The sequence below is a fragment of the Aerosticca soli genome (assembly GCF_003967035.1).
Classification (GTDB): domain Bacteria; phylum Pseudomonadota; class Gammaproteobacteria; order Xanthomonadales; family Rhodanobacteraceae; genus Aerosticca; species Aerosticca soli.
The window spans coordinates 2,194,248-2,212,500 of sequence record NZ_AP018560.1 but is presented as its reverse complement, the minus strand read 5'-3'; the positions used below and the strand labels follow the sequence as shown (position 1 = coordinate 2,212,500).

Here is an 18,253-nt window from a genome sequence, read left to right as displayed (position 1 = left end):
GCGACTTAGCAAACCATGGCAAACTCCGAATACCAGGACAGACTGTACGGGAGACACACGGCGGGTGCTAACGTCCGTCGTGAAAAGGGAAACAACCCAGACCCGCAGCTAAGGTCCCCAAGTTCTAGCTAAGTGGAAAACGATGTGGAAAGGCATAGACAGCCAGGAGGTTGGCTTAGAAGCAGCCACCCTTTAAAGAAAGCGTAATAGCTCACTGGTCGAGTCGGTCTGCGCGGAAGATTCAACGGGGCTCAAGCTAGACACCGAAGCTCGGGGTGCACAGCAATGTGCGCGGTAGAGGAGCGTTCCGTAAGCCTGTGAAGGTGGGTCGAGAGGCCTGCTGGAGGTATCGGAAGTGCGAATGCTGACATGAGTAACGATCATGCGGGTGAAAAGCCCGCACGCCGAAAGCCCAAGGTTTCCTCGCGCAACGTTCATCGGCGCAGGGTGAGTCGGCCCCTAAGGCGAGGCAGAAATGCGTAGTCGATGGGAAGCCGGTTAATATTCCGGCACTCTTCTCAAGTGCGATGTGGGGACGGAGAAAGTTAGGTCTACCGGGCGTTGGTTGTCCCGGGGAAAGGCGGTAGGTGGGGTGCTTAGGCAAATCCGGGCATCCATACACCGAGCACCGAGACGAGCCCTTTTTTGGGCGAAGTGACTGACACTACGCTTCCAGGAAAAGCCACTAAGCTTCAGCTTGAGAGAACCGTACCGTAAACCGACACTGGTAGGCAGGGTGAGAATCCCAAGGCGCTTGAGAGAACTCGGGTGAAGGAACTAGGCAAAATGGCACCGTAACTTCGGGAGAAGGTGCGCCCATCGGGGTGGCTACGTGCGTAGCTGAGCTCTGATGGGTCGCAGTAACCTGGCCGCTGCGACTGTTTATCAAAAACACAGCACTCTGCAAACACGAAAGTGGACGTATAGGGTGTGACGCCTGCCCGGTGCCGGAAGGTTAAGTGATGGGGTCAGCCGCAAGGCGAAGCTCTTGATCGAAGCCCCGGTAAACGGCGGCCGTAACTATAACGGTCCTAAGGTAGCGAAATTCCTTGTCGGGTAAGTTCCGACCTGCACGAATGGCGTAACGACAGCGGCGCTGTCTCCACCCGAGACTCAGTGAAATTGAAATCGCTGTGAAGATGCAGCGTTCCCGCGGCAAGACGGAAAGACCCCGTGAACCTTTACTACAGCTTCACACTGAACGTTGAGTTCTTCTGTGTAGGATAGGTGGGAGGCTGCGAAACCCGGACGCCAGTTCGGGTGGAGCCATCCTTGAAATACCACCCTGAAGTGCTTGACGTTCTAACCTCGGCCCGTGATCCGGGTCAGGGACCGTGTGTGGTGGGTAGTTTGACTGGGGCGGTCTCCTCCCAAAGCGTAACGGAGGAGCACGAAGGTACGCTCAGCGCGGTCGGACATCGCGCACTGTGTGCAAAGGCATAAGCGTGCTTGACTGCAAGATCGACGGATCAAGCAGGTACGAAAGTAGGTCTTAGTGATCCGGTGGTTCTGTATGGAAGGGCCATCGCTCAACGGATAAAAGGTACTCCGGGGATAACAGGCTGATACCGCCCAAGAGTTCATATCGACGGCGGTGTTTGGCACCTCGATGTCGGCTCATCACATCCTGGGGCTGTAGCCGGTCCCAAGGGTATGGCTGTTCGCCATTTAAAGTGGTACGCGAGCTGGGTTCAGAACGTCGTGAGACAGTTCGGTCCCTATCTGTCGTGGGCGTTGGAGATTTGAGGGGGGCTGCTCCTAGTACGAGAGGACCGGAGTGGACGTTCCGCTGGTGTGCCGGTTGTCATGCCAATGGCATTGCCGGGTAGCTATGAACGGAAGTGATAACCGCTGAAAGCATCTAAGCGGGAAGCACGCCCCAAGATGAGATCTCCCGAGCCTTCAAGGCTCCTCAAGGCACCATGTAGACTACGTGGTTGATAGGCAGGATGTGTAAGCGCAGCAATGCGTTGAGCTTACCTGTACTAATGCGCCGTGCGGCTTGACCATATAACCCCAAGGCGCTTCGCGCCAACGCCGCGATAGATCCGGCTCCTTCCGCCAGACGCTTGTCACTCGTTTACCTTATGTTTGACGCGAAGTCCTTGCGCGTAGAGCCACATCCGCCGTCCATGGCGGACTCTTCGAAAAATAAGGACTTCAAAGTTCGAAGCGGGCGCCACCGGCGCCGCTTCTACCCCTTCCCTGGCGGCCATAGCGCTGTGGTCCCACCCGATCCCATCCCGAACTCGGAAGTGAAACGCAGCCGCGCCGATGGTAGTGTGCAACTTCGCATGCAAGAGTAGGTCACCGCCAGGGTCCCCTTCCCATACCCCAAACCCCCGCCCAGCCATGGACGGGGGTTCGGTTTTTTCGGGGGGTGGTGAATGCCGGTCAGGCGGCGTTGAATACCACGTCCGCCTGGCCGCTATGGGCCAGTACGTGGCGGATATTCGGCAGATCGTTCGTGGCGATCCAATTTTCCGCTGCGTCGAGGGTTTTGCCGTGTGTCAGCCAGCGCTGCGTGAGTCGTCGATGAAGGATGTCCTCGGGCGCCTTGAGCAGGACGCAAAGATCATAGAGTGGCCGCAGCGTAGACCATGGCGCCTTGTCGAGCAGGAGATAATTGCCTTCGGTGAGGATGATGCGGTGGCGCGGTTCGATGATCGCGGCGCCTGCGCGAGAGAGCTCCATCGAGCGATCGAAGATCGGTATGGCCACTTCTTCATCGCCCTGGCGAATGCGCCTGAGGGTTGCTGCATAGCCACCGACGTCGAAGGTGAAGGGGGCGCCCTTGCGGTTGCGCTGTCCGCGAGCCTCGAGCACGCAGTCATCGAAATGGAAGCCGTCCAGCGGAAAGACCGCGGCGCATGCCTTGCCCGTCTCCTGGTCGAGTAGCTGTCGGAGTTTCTCGGCAAGCATGGATTTTCCGGCAGCCGGCGGCCCGGCAATGGCGACGATGAAGCGCCTCCGGGCGCCGGCGTCGGTAAGGATGCGTTGCGCCAGTGCCGGCAGCGGGTCGTTCATGCGGCCTGGATGTCTTCGGGGGCCTTGGCGCCGGTCATGATGGCCACGGCTTCGGAAGCGCTGATCCGTTTTGGATCGACTACGGCGATGCGTCGTCCGAGTCGATGGATATGGACGCGGTCGGCGACTTCGAAGACGTGCGGCATGTTGTGCGAAACCAGCACGATGGAAAGACCGCGCCGCTTGACTTGGCGGATGAGATCGAGGACGCGGGCCGATTCCTTGACGCCCAAGGCGGCGGTGGGTTCGTCCAGGATGATCACCTTGGCGGCGAAGGCGGCGGCCCTGGCCACCGCCACGCCCTGGCGCTGGCCGCCCGAGAGCGTCTCCACCGCCTGGCCGATGTTCTGGATCGTGGTGAGGCCGAGTTCCGTGAGTTTCTCGCGCGCGAAGCGCTCCATGGCGCGCCGGTCGAGCATGCGCAGCACCGAGCCGAGCAAGCCCCGCCTGCGGAGCTCGCGACCGAGAAACAGGTTGTCGGTGATGGACAGCGCGGGTGACAAAGCCAAGGTCTGATAGACGGTTTCGATGCCGGCTTCGCGGGCCTGCATCGGTGAATCGAAATGGACGACTTCACCGGCGAGGCGGATTTCTCCCGCGTCGGGCGTGACGGCACCGGAAATGACCTTGATCAGGGTCGATTTGCCTGCACCATTGTCGCCGATGACGGCCAGGACCTCGCCGGGATAAAGATCGAAATCGGCCCCGTCCAGCGCGGTGACGCGCCCGTAGCGCTTGATCAGGTGGCGTGCAGAAAGTATGGGAACGGGTGGGTTCATGCAGAGATCTTCCGAATCCACTGGTCCACACCCACGGCGAGGATGATCAGTGCGCCGACGGCAAGCTGCGTCCATTGCGGATCGGTGCCCAGCAATCTCAACCCGAGGGAGAAGACACCGACGATGAGGGCGCCAAAGAGCGTGCCCAGGATCGAGCCACGTCCGCCGAAAAGCGAGGTGCCGCCGATCACGACGGCGGTGATCGCGTTGATGTTTTCGAGCTGGCCCGCCTGCGGCGAGATGGCGCCGATGCGACCGATCAGCGTCCAGCCGGCCAGCGCGCAGATGAGGCCGGTAACCACATAGACCGAAACGAGCACGCGATCGACGCGGATGCCGGCCAGCAACGCCGCGTCCTGGTCATTTCCCACGGCATACACGTGGCGGCCCCAGGCGGTGTAATTGAGGGCATACCAGAGCACGCCGATGACCAGCACCATCAGCACGACGCCATAGGTGAAGACCGCTCCGCCGATGCGGAAAGATCCGCCGAAGAAATGCAGGATCGGCGCCACCTGGTCGATGTCCTGGCTGCGCACGGTCTCGTTGCCTGAATAGATGAAGACGATCGCGCCGAAGATCGACCAGGTGCCGAGGGTGGCGATGAACGGCGGCAGGCGCCATTTGGCGACGAGCAGGCCGTTGACGAGTCCGCACAGGCCGCCGACCGCGAGGCCAGCCAGCACGGCGAGCGGACCGGGCAAGCCGTAGTGCATGGCGCACTGACCCATGACCACGGAGGCAAGCACCATGATGGCGCCGACGGAAAGATCGATGCCTGCGGTCAGGATGACGAGGGTTTGTCCCGCGCCGACGATGCCGGTGATCGCCACCTGTTGCAGGATCAGCGTCAGCGTGAACGCCGAATAGAAGCGCGGGCCGATGCCGAGCCCGAAACCCAGCACCGCCAGGGCGAGCACGATGAGTGGGATCGCCGCTGGGTTTCTGTGCAGAAAATGCTGCACGCGCTCCAGCGGCGTGATCGACCGCTCTTCGAAGGCCGGGGCGCCCGTATCGACTGAGTCATGCATCGATTTCATATCCAGGCTGTGCGACATGGCTCAGCCCCAGCATCTGGCCAGACCTTCCTTCACGCTGATCGAAGGCACGCCAGGCACCGGATGGGTGGTGATGAGGTTGACGCCGGTGTTATGGAAGTTGAGACCCTGGCTATTCTGTGGTTTCTTGCCGGTCTCGACGTAGGTTTTGATGGCCTCGATGCCCTCGGCGGCCATGAGCAGCGGGTATTGCTGGGAAGTCGCGCCGATGATGCCGTCGCGGACGTTTTGGACGCCCGTGCAACTGCCGTCGATGGAGACGATCGTGGCCTGCTTCTCGAGCCCCACCGCCTTGAGCGCCTGATAGGCGCCGGCCGCGGCCGGTTCATTGATCGTATAGACCAGGTTGATGCCCGGGTCCTTCTGCAGCAGGTTTTCCATGGCCCGGCGTCCGCCGTCCTCGGCGCCGCCCGTCACGTCGTGGCCGACGATGCGCGGGTCGTTCTCATCACCCCATTTGTTCTTGTCTTTGGGGTCGATGCCGAAGCCGACCATGAAGCCCTGATCGCGCTGCACGTCGACCGAAGGCTGGCTGGTGGAAAGATCGAGGAAGGCAATGCGTGCCGTCTTGGCCTTGTCGCCCAGCAGGCCCTTGGCCCAGCGTCCGATGAGCTCGCCGGCCTGGAAATTATCCGTGGCAAAGGTGGCATCGGCGGCGTCCACCGGCTCCAGCGTCGTGTCGAGTGCGATCACCAGCAGACCCGCCTGGCGGGCCTTCTGCACGGTGGGCACGATTGCGCGGGTGTCCGAGGGGGTGATCAGGATGCCGTCGGCATGGTCGGCCATGCAGGACTCGATGGCATCCACCTGCGCCTGATTGTCGCCATCGTATTTGCCTGCGTAGGTCTTGAGCTGGACGCCGAGTGCCTTGGCCTTTTCCATGGCCCCCTTCTTCATGGTGACGAAGTAGGGGTTGGTGTCGGTCTTGGTGATCAGGCAGGCGCTGACGTTCTTGGCAAGAACCGGCGCCGTGATCAACAGTCCAGCGGTGGTGGCCAGGTGGGCCAGGAGGCGTCGTGTCGAAGTCTTCATGAAAGCCCTCCGGTGCGGGATTTTTTATGGTTCTTCACCCAACTCCGGGGAAGGCCGCCCGGATCTTGAGGAAGAAGTAGGCGTCATCGCGGTAGCCGTAGGCGATGCGCTTGATGACCTTGATCTTGTTGTTGATGCCTTCGAGCAGCCCGGTATGCAGGGGCCAGCGCACCCGGCTGAGGATGCCGCGCCAGTAAGGTTTGAGGCATTGAGCGAAGTGGGTCAGGGCGGGGATGCCGCTTTCCTGGGCATGGCGTAGCCATTGTTTCCAGGCTGCCCGCCACGCCCAGGCTGTCGGTGCGTTCCACAGCGCCTTGAGCTGTTCTTTCATCACGTAGGCCGTCATCAGCGGCCGGTTGGCCGCCAGTACCTCGTCCAGCCGGATGTGTTCGGCTTCCTTCAGGCGCCGAGGATTGCGCAGCAGCAGCCAGTGGGCGCGCTTGACCACTCGGCGCGCCGGCTTGTCGTGACGCAGCTGATTGGCCGCGTCCACCCGCACCCGGCCAATCACCTCGCGTCCGTACTTGGCGACCACGTGGAACAGGTCGTACACCACGCGGGCATTCGGGCAGTGCTGGCGCACTTCCAGGTCGTAGGCCGTGTTCATGTCCATGGCCACGGCCTCGATAAGGGCGCAACGCGCCGGCCCGAGCTGTTCGAAGAACGGCCTGATCTCGACTCGCGAACGGCCGCGCCCCACCCACAGCACCCGCTTGCGCTCCACATCGACCACCACAGTGGCGTAGCGATGGCCCTTCTGGATCGCGAACTCGTCCATGGCGATCCGGCGCACGCCCTCCAGATCCACCGGCCCCAGATCGCGCTCCAGTGCCCGCCAGTCGATGGCCTTGGCCGTCTTCCAGTCGATGCCATGCCAACGCGCCGCGTGCAGCACCGACGTCACTGCACACAGCCGGGCCACGCTGTCGGCCAGACGCCGCGTTACCCGCGCATGCGGATCCAGCCAGTCCAACTGTTCCAGCCGCGGCCCGCAGCCCTGGCAAGCCAGCCGAAGACGCGGCACGTGCAGCTCCACCGGCGCACCGAACACGGGCAACTCGCGAATGCGCCGCATCGTCCAGTCATGGATGGCCACGACCGCCTGCCCACAGCCCGTGCATTGCCGCTGCGCCCCCGGCGTCGGCTCCAACTCGATCACCAGCCAGCGCTGCTGCCTGCGCAGCTCATAACGCCACTTGCCAACTCGGTATCCCGTCCAGCCGCCCAGACGGGACATACAATCCTGCTCGGCCACGGCCGGCCCCAGTTTGTTGCCTCAAGAACAGCAAGTCTGACCCGTCGGCCGTGCGCCTCTCTCCACTCAGTTGGGAGAAGAACCTTTTTTATAGCTCGAGGCCGATGGTCATTGGCCTCCCATGCGGATGGCTAGAGCAGCACCGCGCGGCATGGTTGTCAATGCGTGCCGGCGTGTTCGGCATGGAAGCGCGACGCAAGTCCGCGGACGGGCCAGCCCAGAAGCGCCAGCGGCACGGGCCATGCGTCATGACGGCCCGGGCACGCTATCGTTGCGGGCCGTCCGTGCGCGACCATCAGCCCTCATGAGCCCGCCCGCCTCCAGCACTTACCTGCGCCGACTCGGTACCTGGGATGCGGCGATGATCGTCATCGGCGGCGTGATCGGCGCGGGCATTTTCCGCACCCCGGCCACGATCGCCGAACGTACCGGCAGCGGCTGGCAGGTGCTGGTGTTGTGGACGATCGGCGGCCTGCTCACGTTGGCCGGGGCGTTGTGCTACGCCGAGCTGGGTGCCCGGCGCCCGCAGGCTGGCGGCACGTATGTCTATCTGCGCGAGGCTTTCGGCAAATTGCCGGCTTTCCTGTTCGGCTGGACGATGGCGCTCATCAACTATCCGGGCAGTGTGGCGGCGGTGGCGACCACCTTTGCCGATTATCTGTGCGCAGCGCTCGGCTTCCCCACGCTGCTGGTCAAGCCGTTAGCGGTGGGAGCGATCGCCTTCATCGTCGGAGTCAACCTGTTCGGTATCCGCGCGGGAGCCTGGCTGCAGAACGTTTTTGCGCTGCTCAAGCTGGCGGCGATCGCGGTACTGCTGATGGCTGGACTGGTGCTTGCCTATCGGGCGCAAGGTTTGGCCTGGACGCAGGCGCCGCCGCGTCCGCTGCCGCCGGGCGCGTGGTTCGGTGCACTGCTGCCGGTGCTTTTCACCTATGGCGGCTTTCACTATCTCAACGATCTTGCCGGTGAGGTGCGGGCGCCCCAGCGGACGCTGCCGCGGGCGCTGGGGCTGGGACTGACCGGCGTCATGCTCTGCTATGTGCTGGTCAACGGTGCCTATCTGGCCGGTCTCGGCCATGCCGGGCTGGCGGCGAGTCACGCGCCGGCGGCCGAGCTCATGCAGCGCTGGCTCGGGCCACGCGGCGCGACCTGGATGGCGCTCGGCATCGCCTGTTCCAGTTTCGGTTATTGCAGCATCGCCATTGCCGGCGGCGCCCGCGTGCTGCAGACGATGGGCGCGGACGGGATGTTCTTTTCCGCGGTCGGCCGCATCGATCCGCATACCCGGGCCCCGCAGGTGGCGCTGGCGACCCTGGGCGCGTGGGCGATCGTGCTCACGCTCTCGGGCAGTTTCGGGCAACTGCTCGACTACACCACGGTGGGCGAATGGCTGGCGCACGCCTGCGGCATTGGTACGCTGTTCTGGTATCGGCGCCATGCCGGCGAGCCGGCGCCCTATCGCGTGCCTGGCTATCCCTGGCTGCCGCTGGCGTTCGTCGGCACGGTGATCGCGGTGATCGTCGCCACCGCGATCGATGCCCCCGGCCAGGCCGGCATGAGCCTGGTCATCATCGCCCTGGGCGTCCCGGTGTATTACGCCTGGTGTTGGGTGGAGCGGCAGGTGGGCGGGTGAAGCACTTGCCGATGATGACTTGGGCGGTGCTGGCATGGCTGCCGATGGCCGGTGGCGTCGCGCAGACGACTATGGCCGAGCTCCACGAGGTGGTGTCCGTGCCGGCCGAGGCGCCCTGGCAGGGTTACGGCTTCCAGCCCGCGGTCGCGCCGACGCTGGTGTTCCGGCCAGCGCCGGGCGCGCCGCCCTGGTCGGGGCATGGGGAATGGCGGATCGAGTTGGCCAATCGCATGCCATGGGCCATCACCTTGACGCTGCAGGCCGAGGGCGACGGCGGGGAAAGACTTCAGGCCACGGTCGGCGTGCCCGCGGGGCCGGCGCAGACCCTGGTCCTGCCGCTGCGGCCGTTGTCGCCGCGCGATTTCGGCATGCAGGCCGGGCCGCCGATGCCGTTCGAGTCCTCCGGCCGGCGTCTGCTGCTGGCGACCACGGTAACCGGAACGCCGCTATCGGGCGCGTTGCGCGCCGTGCGCGTGAGCATGCCGGCCCCGCAGGCGCCGCAGCAGGTCTGGTTCGCTCAGCCGCGGACCCATCCGGACGAGACCGCGGTGACTGAAGCCTATCGCGCCATCGTCGATGGTTTCGGGCAATACACCCGCGGCAGCTGGCCGGAAAAGATCGCCGATACCCCGGCCTTGCGGGCGGCCCAGGTACGCGAGGCGGCGACCCGGCCGCCCGCACCGGCTGGCGGGGATCGCTACGGCGGCCGGCCAGGCGTGGTCGGCCTCACCGCCACCGGCTGGTTTCACGCGCAGAAGGCAGCCGGGCGCTGGTGGCTGGTGACGCCGGAAGGCGGGGCGTTCTTCTCGCTGGGTGTCGATGCCGTCGATCCCGGCGAGGGACGCAGCCACGTGCAGGGGCGCGAATGGATGTTCCGCGGCTTGCCGCCACGCGAGGGACCCTGGCGGACGTTCTACGGCGAGGACCGTCCCGCCTCCACGGAGATCGGCGCGCGTGCCGGCCTGGCCTTCGCCAGCGGCACCTGGTTCGACTTCTATGCCGCCAACCTCTATCGCGCCGACGGCGCGGATGGGCTGTCCGCCTGGCGTGCGCGCACGCTCGCACGACTTGCCGCCTGGGGCTTCAACACACTGGGCGCCTGGAGCGAGCCGGCACTCGGCGCCGCGCATCGACTCGCCTACACGCGCACACTGACGATTGCCGGTGCCTTCGGCAACGTGGCCACCGGCCAGGACTGGTGGGGCCGCATGCCCGATCCGTTCGATCCGCGTTTTGCCGAAGCCGCCGAGGCCGCTGCCGCACGCGCGAGCGCCGGCGCTCACGACGATCCCTGGCTGCTCGGCTACTTTCTCGACAACGAGTTGCCCTGGGCCGGACCGGGTGCGCAGGGCCGCTGGGCGCTGGCCCGCGGCACGCTCGCCGGCATGCCGGTCAGCCATGCCAAACGGGTCTTCATTGCCGAGCTCAAGCGTCGCTACGGCAGTGCGGCGCGACTCGCTGTCGCCTGGGGCCTGGCGATCCAGGACTGGATGGCGCTCGAGGCGACCGGCTTCGTCGCGCCGGTGCCGGAACCGGCGCATCCGGCGATCGCCGCCGACTATGCCGCCTGGCAACGCCGTTACGCCGAAACGTATTTCGACGTGGCGGTGACGGCACTACGCCGGCACGATCCGCACCACCTGATCCTCGGTGCCCGCTTTGCCAGCAGCACGCCGGAGGCGATCGAGGCCAGTGCCCGCCGCGTCGACGTGCTCAGCTTCAATGTCTATGCCGACCTGCCGCAGCATGGCCTGGACAGAGCCCTGCTGCAGCGACTAGACCGGCCGCTGCTGATCGGCGAGTTCCATTTCGGCTCGGACGATCGCGGCCCCTTCGGCAAGGGCCTGGTGCCGGTGTGGAACGAAGCGGGGCGCGGCGAGGCTTACGCACGTTATCTTTCCGCCGCCGCCGGCGATCCGCTGATCGTCGGCGCGCATTGGTTCGCCTATGCCGACCAGCCGGTCAGCGGGCGGCTGCTCGATGGCGAAAACAGCCATATCGGCCTGGTCGGCATCACCGACCTGCCGTTCACTGGCTTCGTCGAGGCCGTGCGTAAAGCCAACCTGCGTGCCCTCGAGAGGGCGGCGAAGACGTGTCTCGAGGCGCCTTGCCCGGGCGATACCGGTGCGCCTGCGCGGCCTGCCGATTGAAGTGGCCTGATCGATTCGAACCACGGCACAGGGGCCGGCGCGATGCCGCTCGACTCGCCCATGGAATCCACAAAGGTGCGCAAGTGTGGCGACCGTCACGAGGGCAATGTCGAGAAATAGACGACAAAGCGTTGCCAGCTCGTTAGTTTTTGGCTCTAATGCCGATACATAAGCCCAGGCTTGGGATACAGGCGGGCGCAGGGGGAAGGGGATCACCGTGGGGTTGTTCACGCCCAAAAGGCCGCCACTGATCGGTGTCGACATCAGCTCGACCGCGGTCAAGCTGCTCCAGCTCAGCCAGTCCGGTGGTCGCTACCGCGTCGAGCATTACGCGGTCGAGCCGCTGCCGCCCAATGCCGTGGTGGAAAAAAACATCGTCGAGGTCGAGGCGGTGGGCGAGGCCATCCGTCGCGCGCTCGCCCGTTCCGGCTCGAAAGCCAAGCATGCCGCAGCGGCGGTGGCCGGATCGGCGGTCATCACGCGCATCGTGCCGATGCCGGCCGACCTGTCCGAAGACGATCTCGAAGGACAGATCCTGGTCGATGCCAACCAGTACATTCCCTATCCGATCGAGGAAGTCAGTCTCGACTTCGAGGTCTTGGGTCCGGTCCGCGACAACCCGGAAATGAACAACGTGCTGCTGGCGGCCTCGCGCACCGAGAACGTCGACATGCGCGTGGCCGCGCTCGAGCTCGGTGGCCTCAAGGCACAGGTGATCGATGTCGAGGCCTTCGCGCTCGAAAACGCCTTCGCGCTGCTCGTCGATCAGCTCAACGTGGGGCGCGATGCCCTGGTCGCCCTGGTCGACATCGGCGCCACCATGACCACGCTCTCGGTGCTGAAGAGCCAGCGCACCATCTATTCACGCGAGCAGGTCTTCGGCGGCCGCCAGCTCACCGACGAGATCATGCGCCGCTACGGCCTCTCCTATGAAGAGGCCGGCCGCGCCAAGCGCAAGGGTGGCCTGCCTGAGTCCTACGAGAGCGAAGTCCTCGAGCCGTTCAAGGAAGCGCTGGTGCAGCAGATCAGCCGTCTCCTGCAGTTCTTCTTCGCCGGCAGCGAGTATGGCAAGGTCGATGAAGTGGTGCTCGCGGGCGGCAGCGCCTCGATCGACGGCATCGGCCGGATGCTGGAGGAACAGCTCGGCGTGCCTTGCGTGGTGGCCAATCCGCTTGCGCGCATGGCGCTGTCATCCCGCGTCCAGGCGCAAGCGCTCGCCCAGGATGCGCCGGCGTTGATGATCGCCGTCGGGCTCGCCTTGAGGAGCTTCGACTGATGGCACGCATCAACCTGCTTCCCTGGCGCGCGCAGCGGCGCAAGCAGCGCGAGCGCGAGTTCTTCATGCAGCTGGGCGCGGCCTTCGTCGCCGCGGTGCTCGTGCTGATGCTGTGGTCGTTCTGGATGGGCGCACGCATCGACAACCAGAACGAACGCAATGCCTACCTTGAGGGCGAGATCAAGCAAATCGACGAGAAGATCGACAAGATCAAGGACCTGGAAAAGGTCAGGCAGCGTCTCCTGGCCCGCAAGGACATCATCGAACAGCTGCAGGCCAACCGGTCGCAGATGGTCCATCTGTTCGACGAGCTGGTGAAGACCACGCCGCCGAGCGTCCGGCTGACCGGGCTCAAGCAGAGCGGCAATTCACTGTCGCTTGATGGCCTTGCCCAGTCCAACGCCAGCGTCGCCGAGTACATGCGCAACATCGAGGCATCGCCCTGGATGGGCCACGCGGATCTGCGCAAGACCGAAAATACCCACGCCGACAGTCGCATGCCCTACGTGTTCGGGCTCGACGTCACCCTGAACCGTCCCAAGCCGGAAGACGCTTCCGCACCGGCGGTCAGGCCCGCAGCGGGAGGGACCAAGCCATGAAGTTCCTCGACGAGCTGCGCAGTCTCGACCGCAACAACATCGGCGGCTGGCCGCGTTCGGTGAAAATCTTCTTCACCGCGCTGGTTTTTCTGGTCGTCGCCTTCCTGGGCTGGTATCTCAAGATCAGCGACCAGCAGGACGAGCTGACTACGCTGGCGGCCAAGGAAGACCAGCTCAAGCAGGAGTTTTCGCAGAAACAATCCAAGGCGATCAACCTGGATGCCTTGCAGCAGCAGCTGGATGAAATGCAGGACATGCTGCGCCAGCTGCTGCGCCAGTTGCCGAGCAGGACGGAGATGCCCGAGCTGCTGGTCGACATTTCCCAGACGGCGCTGTCGGCGGGCCTTGAAACCGAGCTGTTCCAGCCGGGCGCCGAGATCCCGAAGGATTTCTACGCCGAAAAGCCGATCCAGCTCAAGATGATCGGCACCTATCACCAGTTCGGTACCTTCATCAGCGGCGTGGCTTCACTGCCCCGGGTGGTGATCCTGACCATGCACGACGTGTCCCTGACGCCCAAAGACAAGGACAGCCACCAGCTGGTGCTGCAGGGCACGGTCAAGACCTATCGGTATCTGGAAGACGACGAAGGCGGCGGCAAGGACGCCAAGCTTGCCAAGCCCACCGCGGGCAAGTCGGGGGGCAAGCCATGAGCGGCCCGTTCGCCATGTCGAGCACGCGGCTTCTGTTCCTGCTGTGCGTCGCACTGGCCCTGGCCGGCTGCACCCGCGGCATGTCCGATCTGCGCGATTGGGTGGCGCAGGAGAAAGCGCGGAAGGGGGCGCCGATTCCGCCGCTGCCGGTGATCAAGACCTTCGAGACGTTCCAGTACAACGACCAGGACATGCGCGACCCATTCAGCCCGAGCACCGCCGAACTGCAGCCGTCGGCGGGCAATGCCGGCCCGCGCCCGGACGAGAACCGGCCCAAGGAGCCGCTGGAAATGTTCGCCCTGGACAGCCTGAAGATGGTAGGCACGCTTGGCAGCGGCGCGACGATGGAGGTGTTAATCAAGGATCCGGCCGGCGTCATCCACCGCGTGCACCGCAACGAATACATCGGCCAGAACTATGGCCGCATCACGAAGATCGCAGATGACCACATCGAATTGGTCGAGCTGGTTCCCAACGGCAACGGCGGGTGGATGGAACGCACGGCCAGCATTGCGCTCGGCGAAAAATGAGCAAAGGGCAGATGCCATGAGCATGCAAAGCGGAACCGAGAAGTGTGCGCTGCGCCGGGTGCGGCATGGCCTGGTGGCCGGCCTGCTCTTGATCGCCGGGCTTTCCCTTGCGGGTCGGGCCGGCGCGACCGCCACCCTCAAGAACATTCAATACGACACCTTGCCTGGCGGGCGGGTCGAGCTGCGCATGGATTTCGCGCCCGGGCCGGTGCCGCAACCCAAGATCTTCACCACGGCCAATCCGCCGCGGATCGCGCTCGATTTCGATGACACCGTCAATGCGGCCGCGCGGCATCTTGCGGTCGGCAAGGGAGCCACGAACGGGGTCACCGCGATCTCGGCGGGCAACCGCACGCGCGTGGTCGTCGAGCTGCAGCGCGAATCCACCTACCGCGCCCGGGTGGAGGGGGCGAGCCTGGTGCTCACCGTCAACGACGGTACCGCCGCGCAAACCACCACCACGGCGGCCACCATCGATCCATCCAAGGCCCTGCCTTCGGCCGCGAACGGTCCGGCGATCACCAAGGTCGATTTCCGGCGCGGTCCCAATGGCGAGGGCCGCATCCTGATCGACTTCAGCGGGCCCGGTGCCAACGCCCAGATGCGCCGCCAGGCCGACAGCGTGATCGTCGAACTCGACCATGCCAACTTGCCGGACAAGCTGGTCCAGCGGTTGGACGTCATGGATTTCGCCACGCCCGTGCAGGCCATCGACGTCAAGCGCAATGCCGCCGGCGCCGCGCGGCTGGAGATCGCGGTCAAGGGCAACGTCGAGACGTCCTCCTACCAGACCGGCGAGCAGTACGTGGTCGAGGTCGCGCCGAAAAAGGCCTCGCCCACGGATGCCAAGCTCGCCAAGGGCCAGGAACCGGTCTATACCGGCAACCGCGTCACGTTCAACATGCAGGACATCCCGGTGCGTTCCGCCCTGCAGCTGCTCGCCGACGTCTCCGGGCTGAACCTGGTCGCCTCCGACACCGTCGGTGGCAGCATCACGTTGCGGCTGGTCAATGTGCCCTGGGACCAGGCGCTGGACGTCATCCTGCGGGCCAAGAGCCTGGACAAGCGCCGCAACGGCAATGTGGTCTGGATCGCCCCGCAGAAGGAGCTGGCCGACTACGAGCAAAGCGTCGCCGATGCGCGGCTCAAGGCCGAAGACAACGCCGAACTCGTGACCGACTACGTACCGATCAGCTACGGCAAGGCGGTCGACATCGCCAAGCTGCTGACCCAGGGCAGCATGCAGAGCAATGGCGGTGGCGGCAGCAGCGGTCGTAGCCGGGGGTTTTTGTCAGCACGCGGCAGCGTGTCCTATGACGTCCGCACCAATACGCTGCTCATCAATGACACGCCGGAAAAAATCCGCGAATTGCGCGACCTCATCGCGGTGCTGGACAGGCCGGTGCAGCAGGTCCTGATCGAATCGCGCATCGTGGTGGCTACCGATGATTTCACCCGCGAGCTCGGTTCCAAGTTTGGCGTCCAGGCCCGTCGGGTCAATCCGAGCGGACAGGTCATTTCCACCGGCGGCAAGGACATCGGCAATGGCACCACCACCGGGACGACGTTCCCCAGCGACGGCAGCGGCTTGAACGTCAATCTGCCGTCCACGACGCCGGGCGGCAGCTTCGCCCTGGCTATCCTGGGCGCCAACTACGCCGTCGACCTGGAGCTTTCCGCCGCCCAGACCGAGGGCCGTGGCGAGGTCATTTCCAGTCCGCGCGTGATCACCGCCAACCAGCAGGAGGCGGTGATCCGCCAGGGTCAGGAGATCGGCTATGTCACCTATCAGAACAGCGCCACTGGGGCGGCGAACAGCGGCACCGCCACCGTGCAGTTCAAGGATGCCGTGCTCGAACTGCGGGTGACGCCGACGATCACCGCCGACAACCGCGTCTATCTGATGATCAACGTGAAGAAAGACGCCCTGGCGGCCTTCATCGACGCGCCGGGCAGTGGCAAGGTGCCGCAGATCGACACCCGCGAGCTCAACACGTCGGTGCTGGTCGACAATGGCCAGACGGTGGTGCTGGGCGGCATCTACGAGGTCACCAAGAGCAATTCGACCACCAAGGTGCCGGGGCTGGGCGATATTCCGGGGCTGGGCCTGCTGTTTCGCAAGACCTCGCGCCAGAACGACAAGGCCGAGCTGCTAATTTTCGTTACGCCACGGATCCTGAGCGAAACCTTGCAATAACCGCCGGATGTTCGTACCCGTGCCGGCATAAACTCATGGGTGGGTGCCCCGCGGTAGGTCGATGAGGACAACGAGCCATGACGATACTTGCGATTCTGTGCATAGCGGCGATGCTGGCGTTTTTTTGCATGGTCCTTGCCGTGCTCGGCCTGGTGTTCAAGTTGGTATGCGGCCTGGTCGGCGCCTGTTTCTCCCTGGTCGGCAGCGTGCTTGGATTGATCCTTGGCGGGGTCGCCCTGGCCATCGCCGTGCCGCTGGCCATGCTGGTGCTGCTGCCGATCTGGCTGCCGGTCATCGTATGCGTGGCGCTGGTCTGCGCATTGCTGCGTGCGGGGCCCGCACGCAAGGCCGCGGTTGGTGCCTGAAGGTTGCAGGCCGGCCGCGTCGCCGATGCACTCAAAAAAGAACCCCGCGCGAGGCGGGGTCCGGAAGGCGGATGCCAGGGGGAGGGTTCATCCGCTGAATGAATATCCCGCAGGCCCTCTTGCCTTGGCGTGCAGCGGATGTGAGGACAGCCTTCACCTTTCGCGTCTTCCGGTCCAGGCGGTTTAGCCCTCGGCGAAATCGAGGCTGCGATAGACGTAAAAGCGCAGGCGATCGCTCCAGTAATCGGGCGGCAGGCCAGCCTTGAGCTTCAGGTGGGCGAGGAACTGCGCCGGATCGGGCAATTCGTCCCACACCTTGGGCAGGAAGGTCGCACGGCGGCGGCCTTCTTCCAGGATGAGGCCGTGCACGTGTGGTTCGAGCCAGGCGAGGAGCTCGGCTTCGCTGCGTACCGGCAGCGGTTCGGGTGCAGTGAGTACCGAGACGGCGATGCGTATGTGCGCGAATTCCTCGGGCCGCAACGGCGGAAAGCGCGGATCGGCGAAGGCCGCCGCATAGGCATTTTCGGCCACGTCCTGCACCAGCGGGCGGATGGCCTCCAGCATGCCGATGCAGCCGCGCAGTTGCCCGCGGAGCGTCAACGTAACGAAGCTCGCTCCTGGCGCACGCACGAGCGGCGGATAAGCCGCCGGATCCACGGGCAGCGGCTCGCCATGGGTGAGGCCGTGGGCGATCGAGCGGCGGGCGATCTCGAGCAGGAGGCGCCCGACGGCCGGATCGTTCAGCGATGCCGGGTTGGCGTTCATGACACCTGTCCTCAGGCCGCCGGACGCAGCGCGAAGCTGCCATAGCCCACCACCCGGTCGCGGGTGCCTGCGGTATCGCCGGAATTGCGCAGATCCAGCAGTTCCGCACCGAGGCCGTGGCGTTTGGCGTAGTACAAGAGACCGTTGATGGCCGCCGCGCCGCACGCCTGTTCGCCGACGAGATGGTCGTCCAAACTCAGGATGTGGCGCGCGGTCTGCGCATCCAAGCGCTTTGCGGTGTCGTAGTCGTGGTAATGGGAGAGATCCGAGCTCACCAGAATCAGCGTGCGGCCGTCGTCGCAGGCCTCGATGACGTTGGCCACCATGGCCGGCGAGGCGCCACCGACGACGGCCGGGATCAGCGTGAAATCGCCGATCACCGACTGCAGGAAGGGCAGATGCACCTCGATGCAGTGTTCATCGCGGTGCGGCAGGTCATCGAGGGTCACCCCGGGCAGGGTGGCGAGCGCCGCGATGGCGGCGCGATCGAGGACTACCGGCCCGAGCGGGGTCAGGAAGGCATCCACGGTGGGTAGTGCCAGACCCGGCGTCCAGACCCGGTGGACCGGGCCCATCAGCAGCACGCGCCGGATGCCGGGAGGAATGCAGCGGTAGGCGGCCGCCGCGACCTCGCCGCTGTAGATCCAGCCGGCATGGGGCGCGATCAGATAGCGCGCTGGCGGGTGGGCCGGCGCCTCGGCCAGTGCCGCGCGGACCCAGGCGCGCAGTTCCGCAGGGTTTTCTGGATAGAACAGGCCGGCGACGGCCGGGGGGCGGAGAGTGTTCGACATCATGGTGCGCTCCGGCGCGACATTGATTTGGCCGCCGCCCGCGCCCATCTGCAGAGAAGGTTCAAGGCCACACGGCCTGACGCGGTGCGCGGCGATAGGCGCGCCGTCCAACAACATGGGCACGCGGCACGCCCGCTTCAAGA

15 protein-coding genes and 2 rRNA genes (1 of these 17 running past the window's edge) are annotated in these 18,253 nt (G+C 64.9%); 10 read left to right on the top strand and 7 right to left on the bottom strand.

The genetic code is table 11. The features are described from left to right. Positions 1–2,010 (top strand): 23S ribosomal RNA (locus ALSL_RS10395); it begins 871 nt to the left of the window's first position. A 194-nt stretch (positions 2,011–2,204) separates the two neighbouring features. Beyond that, positions 2,205–2,319: ribosomal RNA gene (rrf, locus tag ALSL_RS10390) — 5S ribosomal RNA — on the top strand. Positions 2,320–2,394: 75 nt separating this feature from the next. On the opposite strand, the gene ALSL_RS10385 is transcribed toward rrf, so the two are convergent. Genes ALSL_RS10385 through ALSL_RS10365 form a run of 5 tightly spaced genes read right to left on the bottom strand, consistent with a single transcriptional unit; the run spans position 2,395 to position 7,151 of the window. Beyond that, on the bottom strand, positions 2,395–3,027 hold the full coding sequence (locus ALSL_RS10385; RefSeq protein WP_126538908.1) for a nucleoside triphosphate hydrolase: 633 nt from the start codon (positions 3,025–3,027) through the stop codon (positions 2,395–2,397). Next, on the bottom strand, positions 3,024–3,806 hold the full coding sequence (locus ALSL_RS10380) for an ATP-binding cassette domain-containing protein (RefSeq protein WP_126538906.1): 783 nt from the start codon (positions 3,804–3,806) through the stop codon (positions 3,024–3,026). The genes ALSL_RS10385 and ALSL_RS10380 overlap by 4 nt, the downstream gene beginning before the upstream one ends. Next, on the bottom strand, positions 3,803–4,864 hold the full coding sequence (locus ALSL_RS10375) for an ABC transporter permease (RefSeq protein ID WP_126538904.1): 1,062 nt from the start codon (positions 4,862–4,864) through the stop codon (positions 3,803–3,805). Before ALSL_RS10375 ends, ALSL_RS10380 begins: the two co-directional genes overlap by 4 nt. 3 nt (positions 4,865–4,867) lie before the next feature. Then, positions 4,868–5,896, bottom strand: a complete 1,029-nt coding sequence (locus ALSL_RS10370) for a sugar ABC transporter substrate-binding protein (RefSeq protein WP_126538902.1) — start codon at positions 5,894–5,896, stop codon at positions 4,868–4,870. A gap of 34 nt (positions 5,897–5,930) precedes the next feature. Next, entirely contained in the window at positions 5,931–7,151 is a 1,221-nt protein-coding gene (locus tag ALSL_RS10365; protein ID WP_126536004.1) for an ISL3 family transposase, read from the bottom strand. 304 nt (positions 7,152–7,455) lie between these two features. On the opposite strand from ALSL_RS10365, the gene ALSL_RS10360 reads away from it, so the two are divergent. From ALSL_RS10360 to ALSL_RS10325, 8 genes are all read left to right on the top strand, one after another. Beyond that, the gene (locus ALSL_RS10360) at positions 7,456–8,784 is read left to right on the top strand and encodes an APC family permease (protein ID WP_126538900.1); all 1,329 of its coding nucleotides are present in this window, start codon (positions 7,456–7,458) and stop codon (positions 8,782–8,784) included. Between the two features lie 11 nt (positions 8,785–8,795). Continuing rightward, on the top strand, positions 8,796–10,934 hold the full coding sequence (locus ALSL_RS10355; protein WP_231700331.1) for a beta-agarase: 2,139 nt from the start codon (positions 8,796–8,798) through the stop codon (positions 10,932–10,934). 217 nt (positions 10,935–11,151) lie between these two features. Continuing rightward, on the top strand, positions 11,152–12,210 hold the full coding sequence (locus ALSL_RS10350; protein WP_126538896.1) for a pilus assembly protein PilM: 1,059 nt from the start codon (positions 11,152–11,154) through the stop codon (positions 12,208–12,210). Further along, positions 12,210–12,809 carry a PilN domain-containing protein gene (locus ALSL_RS10345; protein ID WP_126538894.1) on the top strand — a complete coding sequence of 200 codons (600 nt, stop codon included), beginning with the start codon at positions 12,210–12,212 and terminating at the stop codon, positions 12,807–12,809. The genes ALSL_RS10350 and ALSL_RS10345 overlap by 1 nt, the downstream gene beginning before the upstream one ends. Further along, the gene (locus tag ALSL_RS10340) at positions 12,806–13,462 is read left to right on the top strand and encodes a type IV pilus inner membrane component PilO (protein ID WP_126538892.1); all 657 of its coding nucleotides are present in this window, start codon (positions 12,806–12,808) and stop codon (positions 13,460–13,462) included. The genes ALSL_RS10345 and ALSL_RS10340 overlap by 4 nt, the downstream gene beginning before the upstream one ends. Then, positions 13,459–13,992 (top strand): pilus assembly protein PilP, encoded by a 534-nt coding sequence (locus ALSL_RS10335; protein ID WP_126538890.1) that lies wholly within the window; start codon positions 13,459–13,461, stop codon positions 13,990–13,992. Before ALSL_RS10340 ends, ALSL_RS10335 begins: the two co-directional genes overlap by 4 nt. A gap of 16 nt (positions 13,993–14,008) precedes the next feature. Further along, positions 14,009–16,189, top strand: coding sequence for a type IV pilus secretin PilQ (locus tag ALSL_RS10330; protein ID WP_425478980.1), 2,181 nt, complete (start codon positions 14,009–14,011; stop codon positions 16,187–16,189). Positions 16,190–16,299: 110 nt separating this feature from the next. Beyond that, positions 16,300–16,554, top strand: a complete 255-nt coding sequence (locus ALSL_RS10325; RefSeq protein ID WP_126538888.1) for a hypothetical protein — start codon at positions 16,300–16,302, stop codon at positions 16,552–16,554. Between the two features lie 183 nt (positions 16,555–16,737). On the opposite strand, the gene amrA is transcribed toward ALSL_RS10325, so the two are convergent. Both amrA and amrB read right to left on the bottom strand, forming a co-directional pair. After that, positions 16,738–17,319, bottom strand: coding sequence for an AmmeMemoRadiSam system protein A (gene amrA / locus ALSL_RS10320; protein WP_126538886.1), 582 nt, complete (start codon positions 17,317–17,319; stop codon positions 16,738–16,740). Between the two features lie 11 nt (positions 17,320–17,330). Continuing rightward, the gene (gene amrB, locus ALSL_RS10315; protein ID WP_126538883.1) at positions 17,331–18,110 is read right to left on the bottom strand and encodes an AmmeMemoRadiSam system protein B; all 780 of its coding nucleotides are present in this window, start codon (positions 18,108–18,110) and stop codon (positions 17,331–17,333) included. Positions 18,111–18,253 lie beyond the last annotated feature (143 nt).

Coding starts and splice junctions, on each gene's coding strand:
- ALSL_RS10385 (WP_126538908.1), bottom strand. CDS start 3,027: ATGAACGACCCGCTGCCGGCACTGGCGCAACGCATCCTTACCGACGCC.
- ALSL_RS10380 (WP_126538906.1), bottom strand. CDS start 3,806: ATGAACCCACCCGTTCCCATACTTTCTGCACGCCACCTGATCAAGCGC.
- ALSL_RS10375 (WP_126538904.1), bottom strand. CDS start 4,864: ATGTCGCACAGCCTGGATATGAAATCGATGCATGACTCAGTCGATACG.
- ALSL_RS10370 (WP_126538902.1), bottom strand. CDS start 5,896: ATGAAGACTTCGACACGACGCCTCCTGGCCCACCTGGCCACCACCGCT.
- ALSL_RS10360 (WP_126538900.1), top strand. CDS start 7,456: ATGAGCCCGCCCGCCTCCAGCACTTACCTGCGCCGACTCGGTACCTGG.
- ALSL_RS10355 (WP_231700331.1), top strand. CDS start 8,796: ATGATGACTTGGGCGGTGCTGGCATGGCTGCCGATGGCCGGTGGCGTC.
- ALSL_RS10345 (WP_126538894.1), top strand. CDS start 12,210: ATGGCACGCATCAACCTGCTTCCCTGGCGCGCGCAGCGGCGCAAGCAG.
- ALSL_RS10340 (WP_126538892.1), top strand. CDS start 12,806: ATGAAGTTCCTCGACGAGCTGCGCAGTCTCGACCGCAACAACATCGGC.
- ALSL_RS10335 (WP_126538890.1), top strand. CDS start 13,459: ATGAGCGGCCCGTTCGCCATGTCGAGCACGCGGCTTCTGTTCCTGCTG.
- ALSL_RS10330 (WP_425478980.1), top strand. CDS start 14,009: ATGAGCATGCAAAGCGGAACCGAGAAGTGTGCGCTGCGCCGGGTGCGG.
- ALSL_RS10325 (WP_126538888.1), top strand. CDS start 16,300: ATGCTGGCGTTTTTTTGCATGGTCCTTGCCGTGCTCGGCCTGGTGTTC.
- amrA (WP_126538886.1), bottom strand. CDS start 17,319: ATGAACGCCAACCCGGCATCGCTGAACGATCCGGCCGTCGGGCGCCTC.
- amrB (WP_126538883.1), bottom strand. CDS start 18,110: ATGTCGAACACTCTCCGCCCCCCGGCCGTCGCCGGCCTGTTCTATCCA.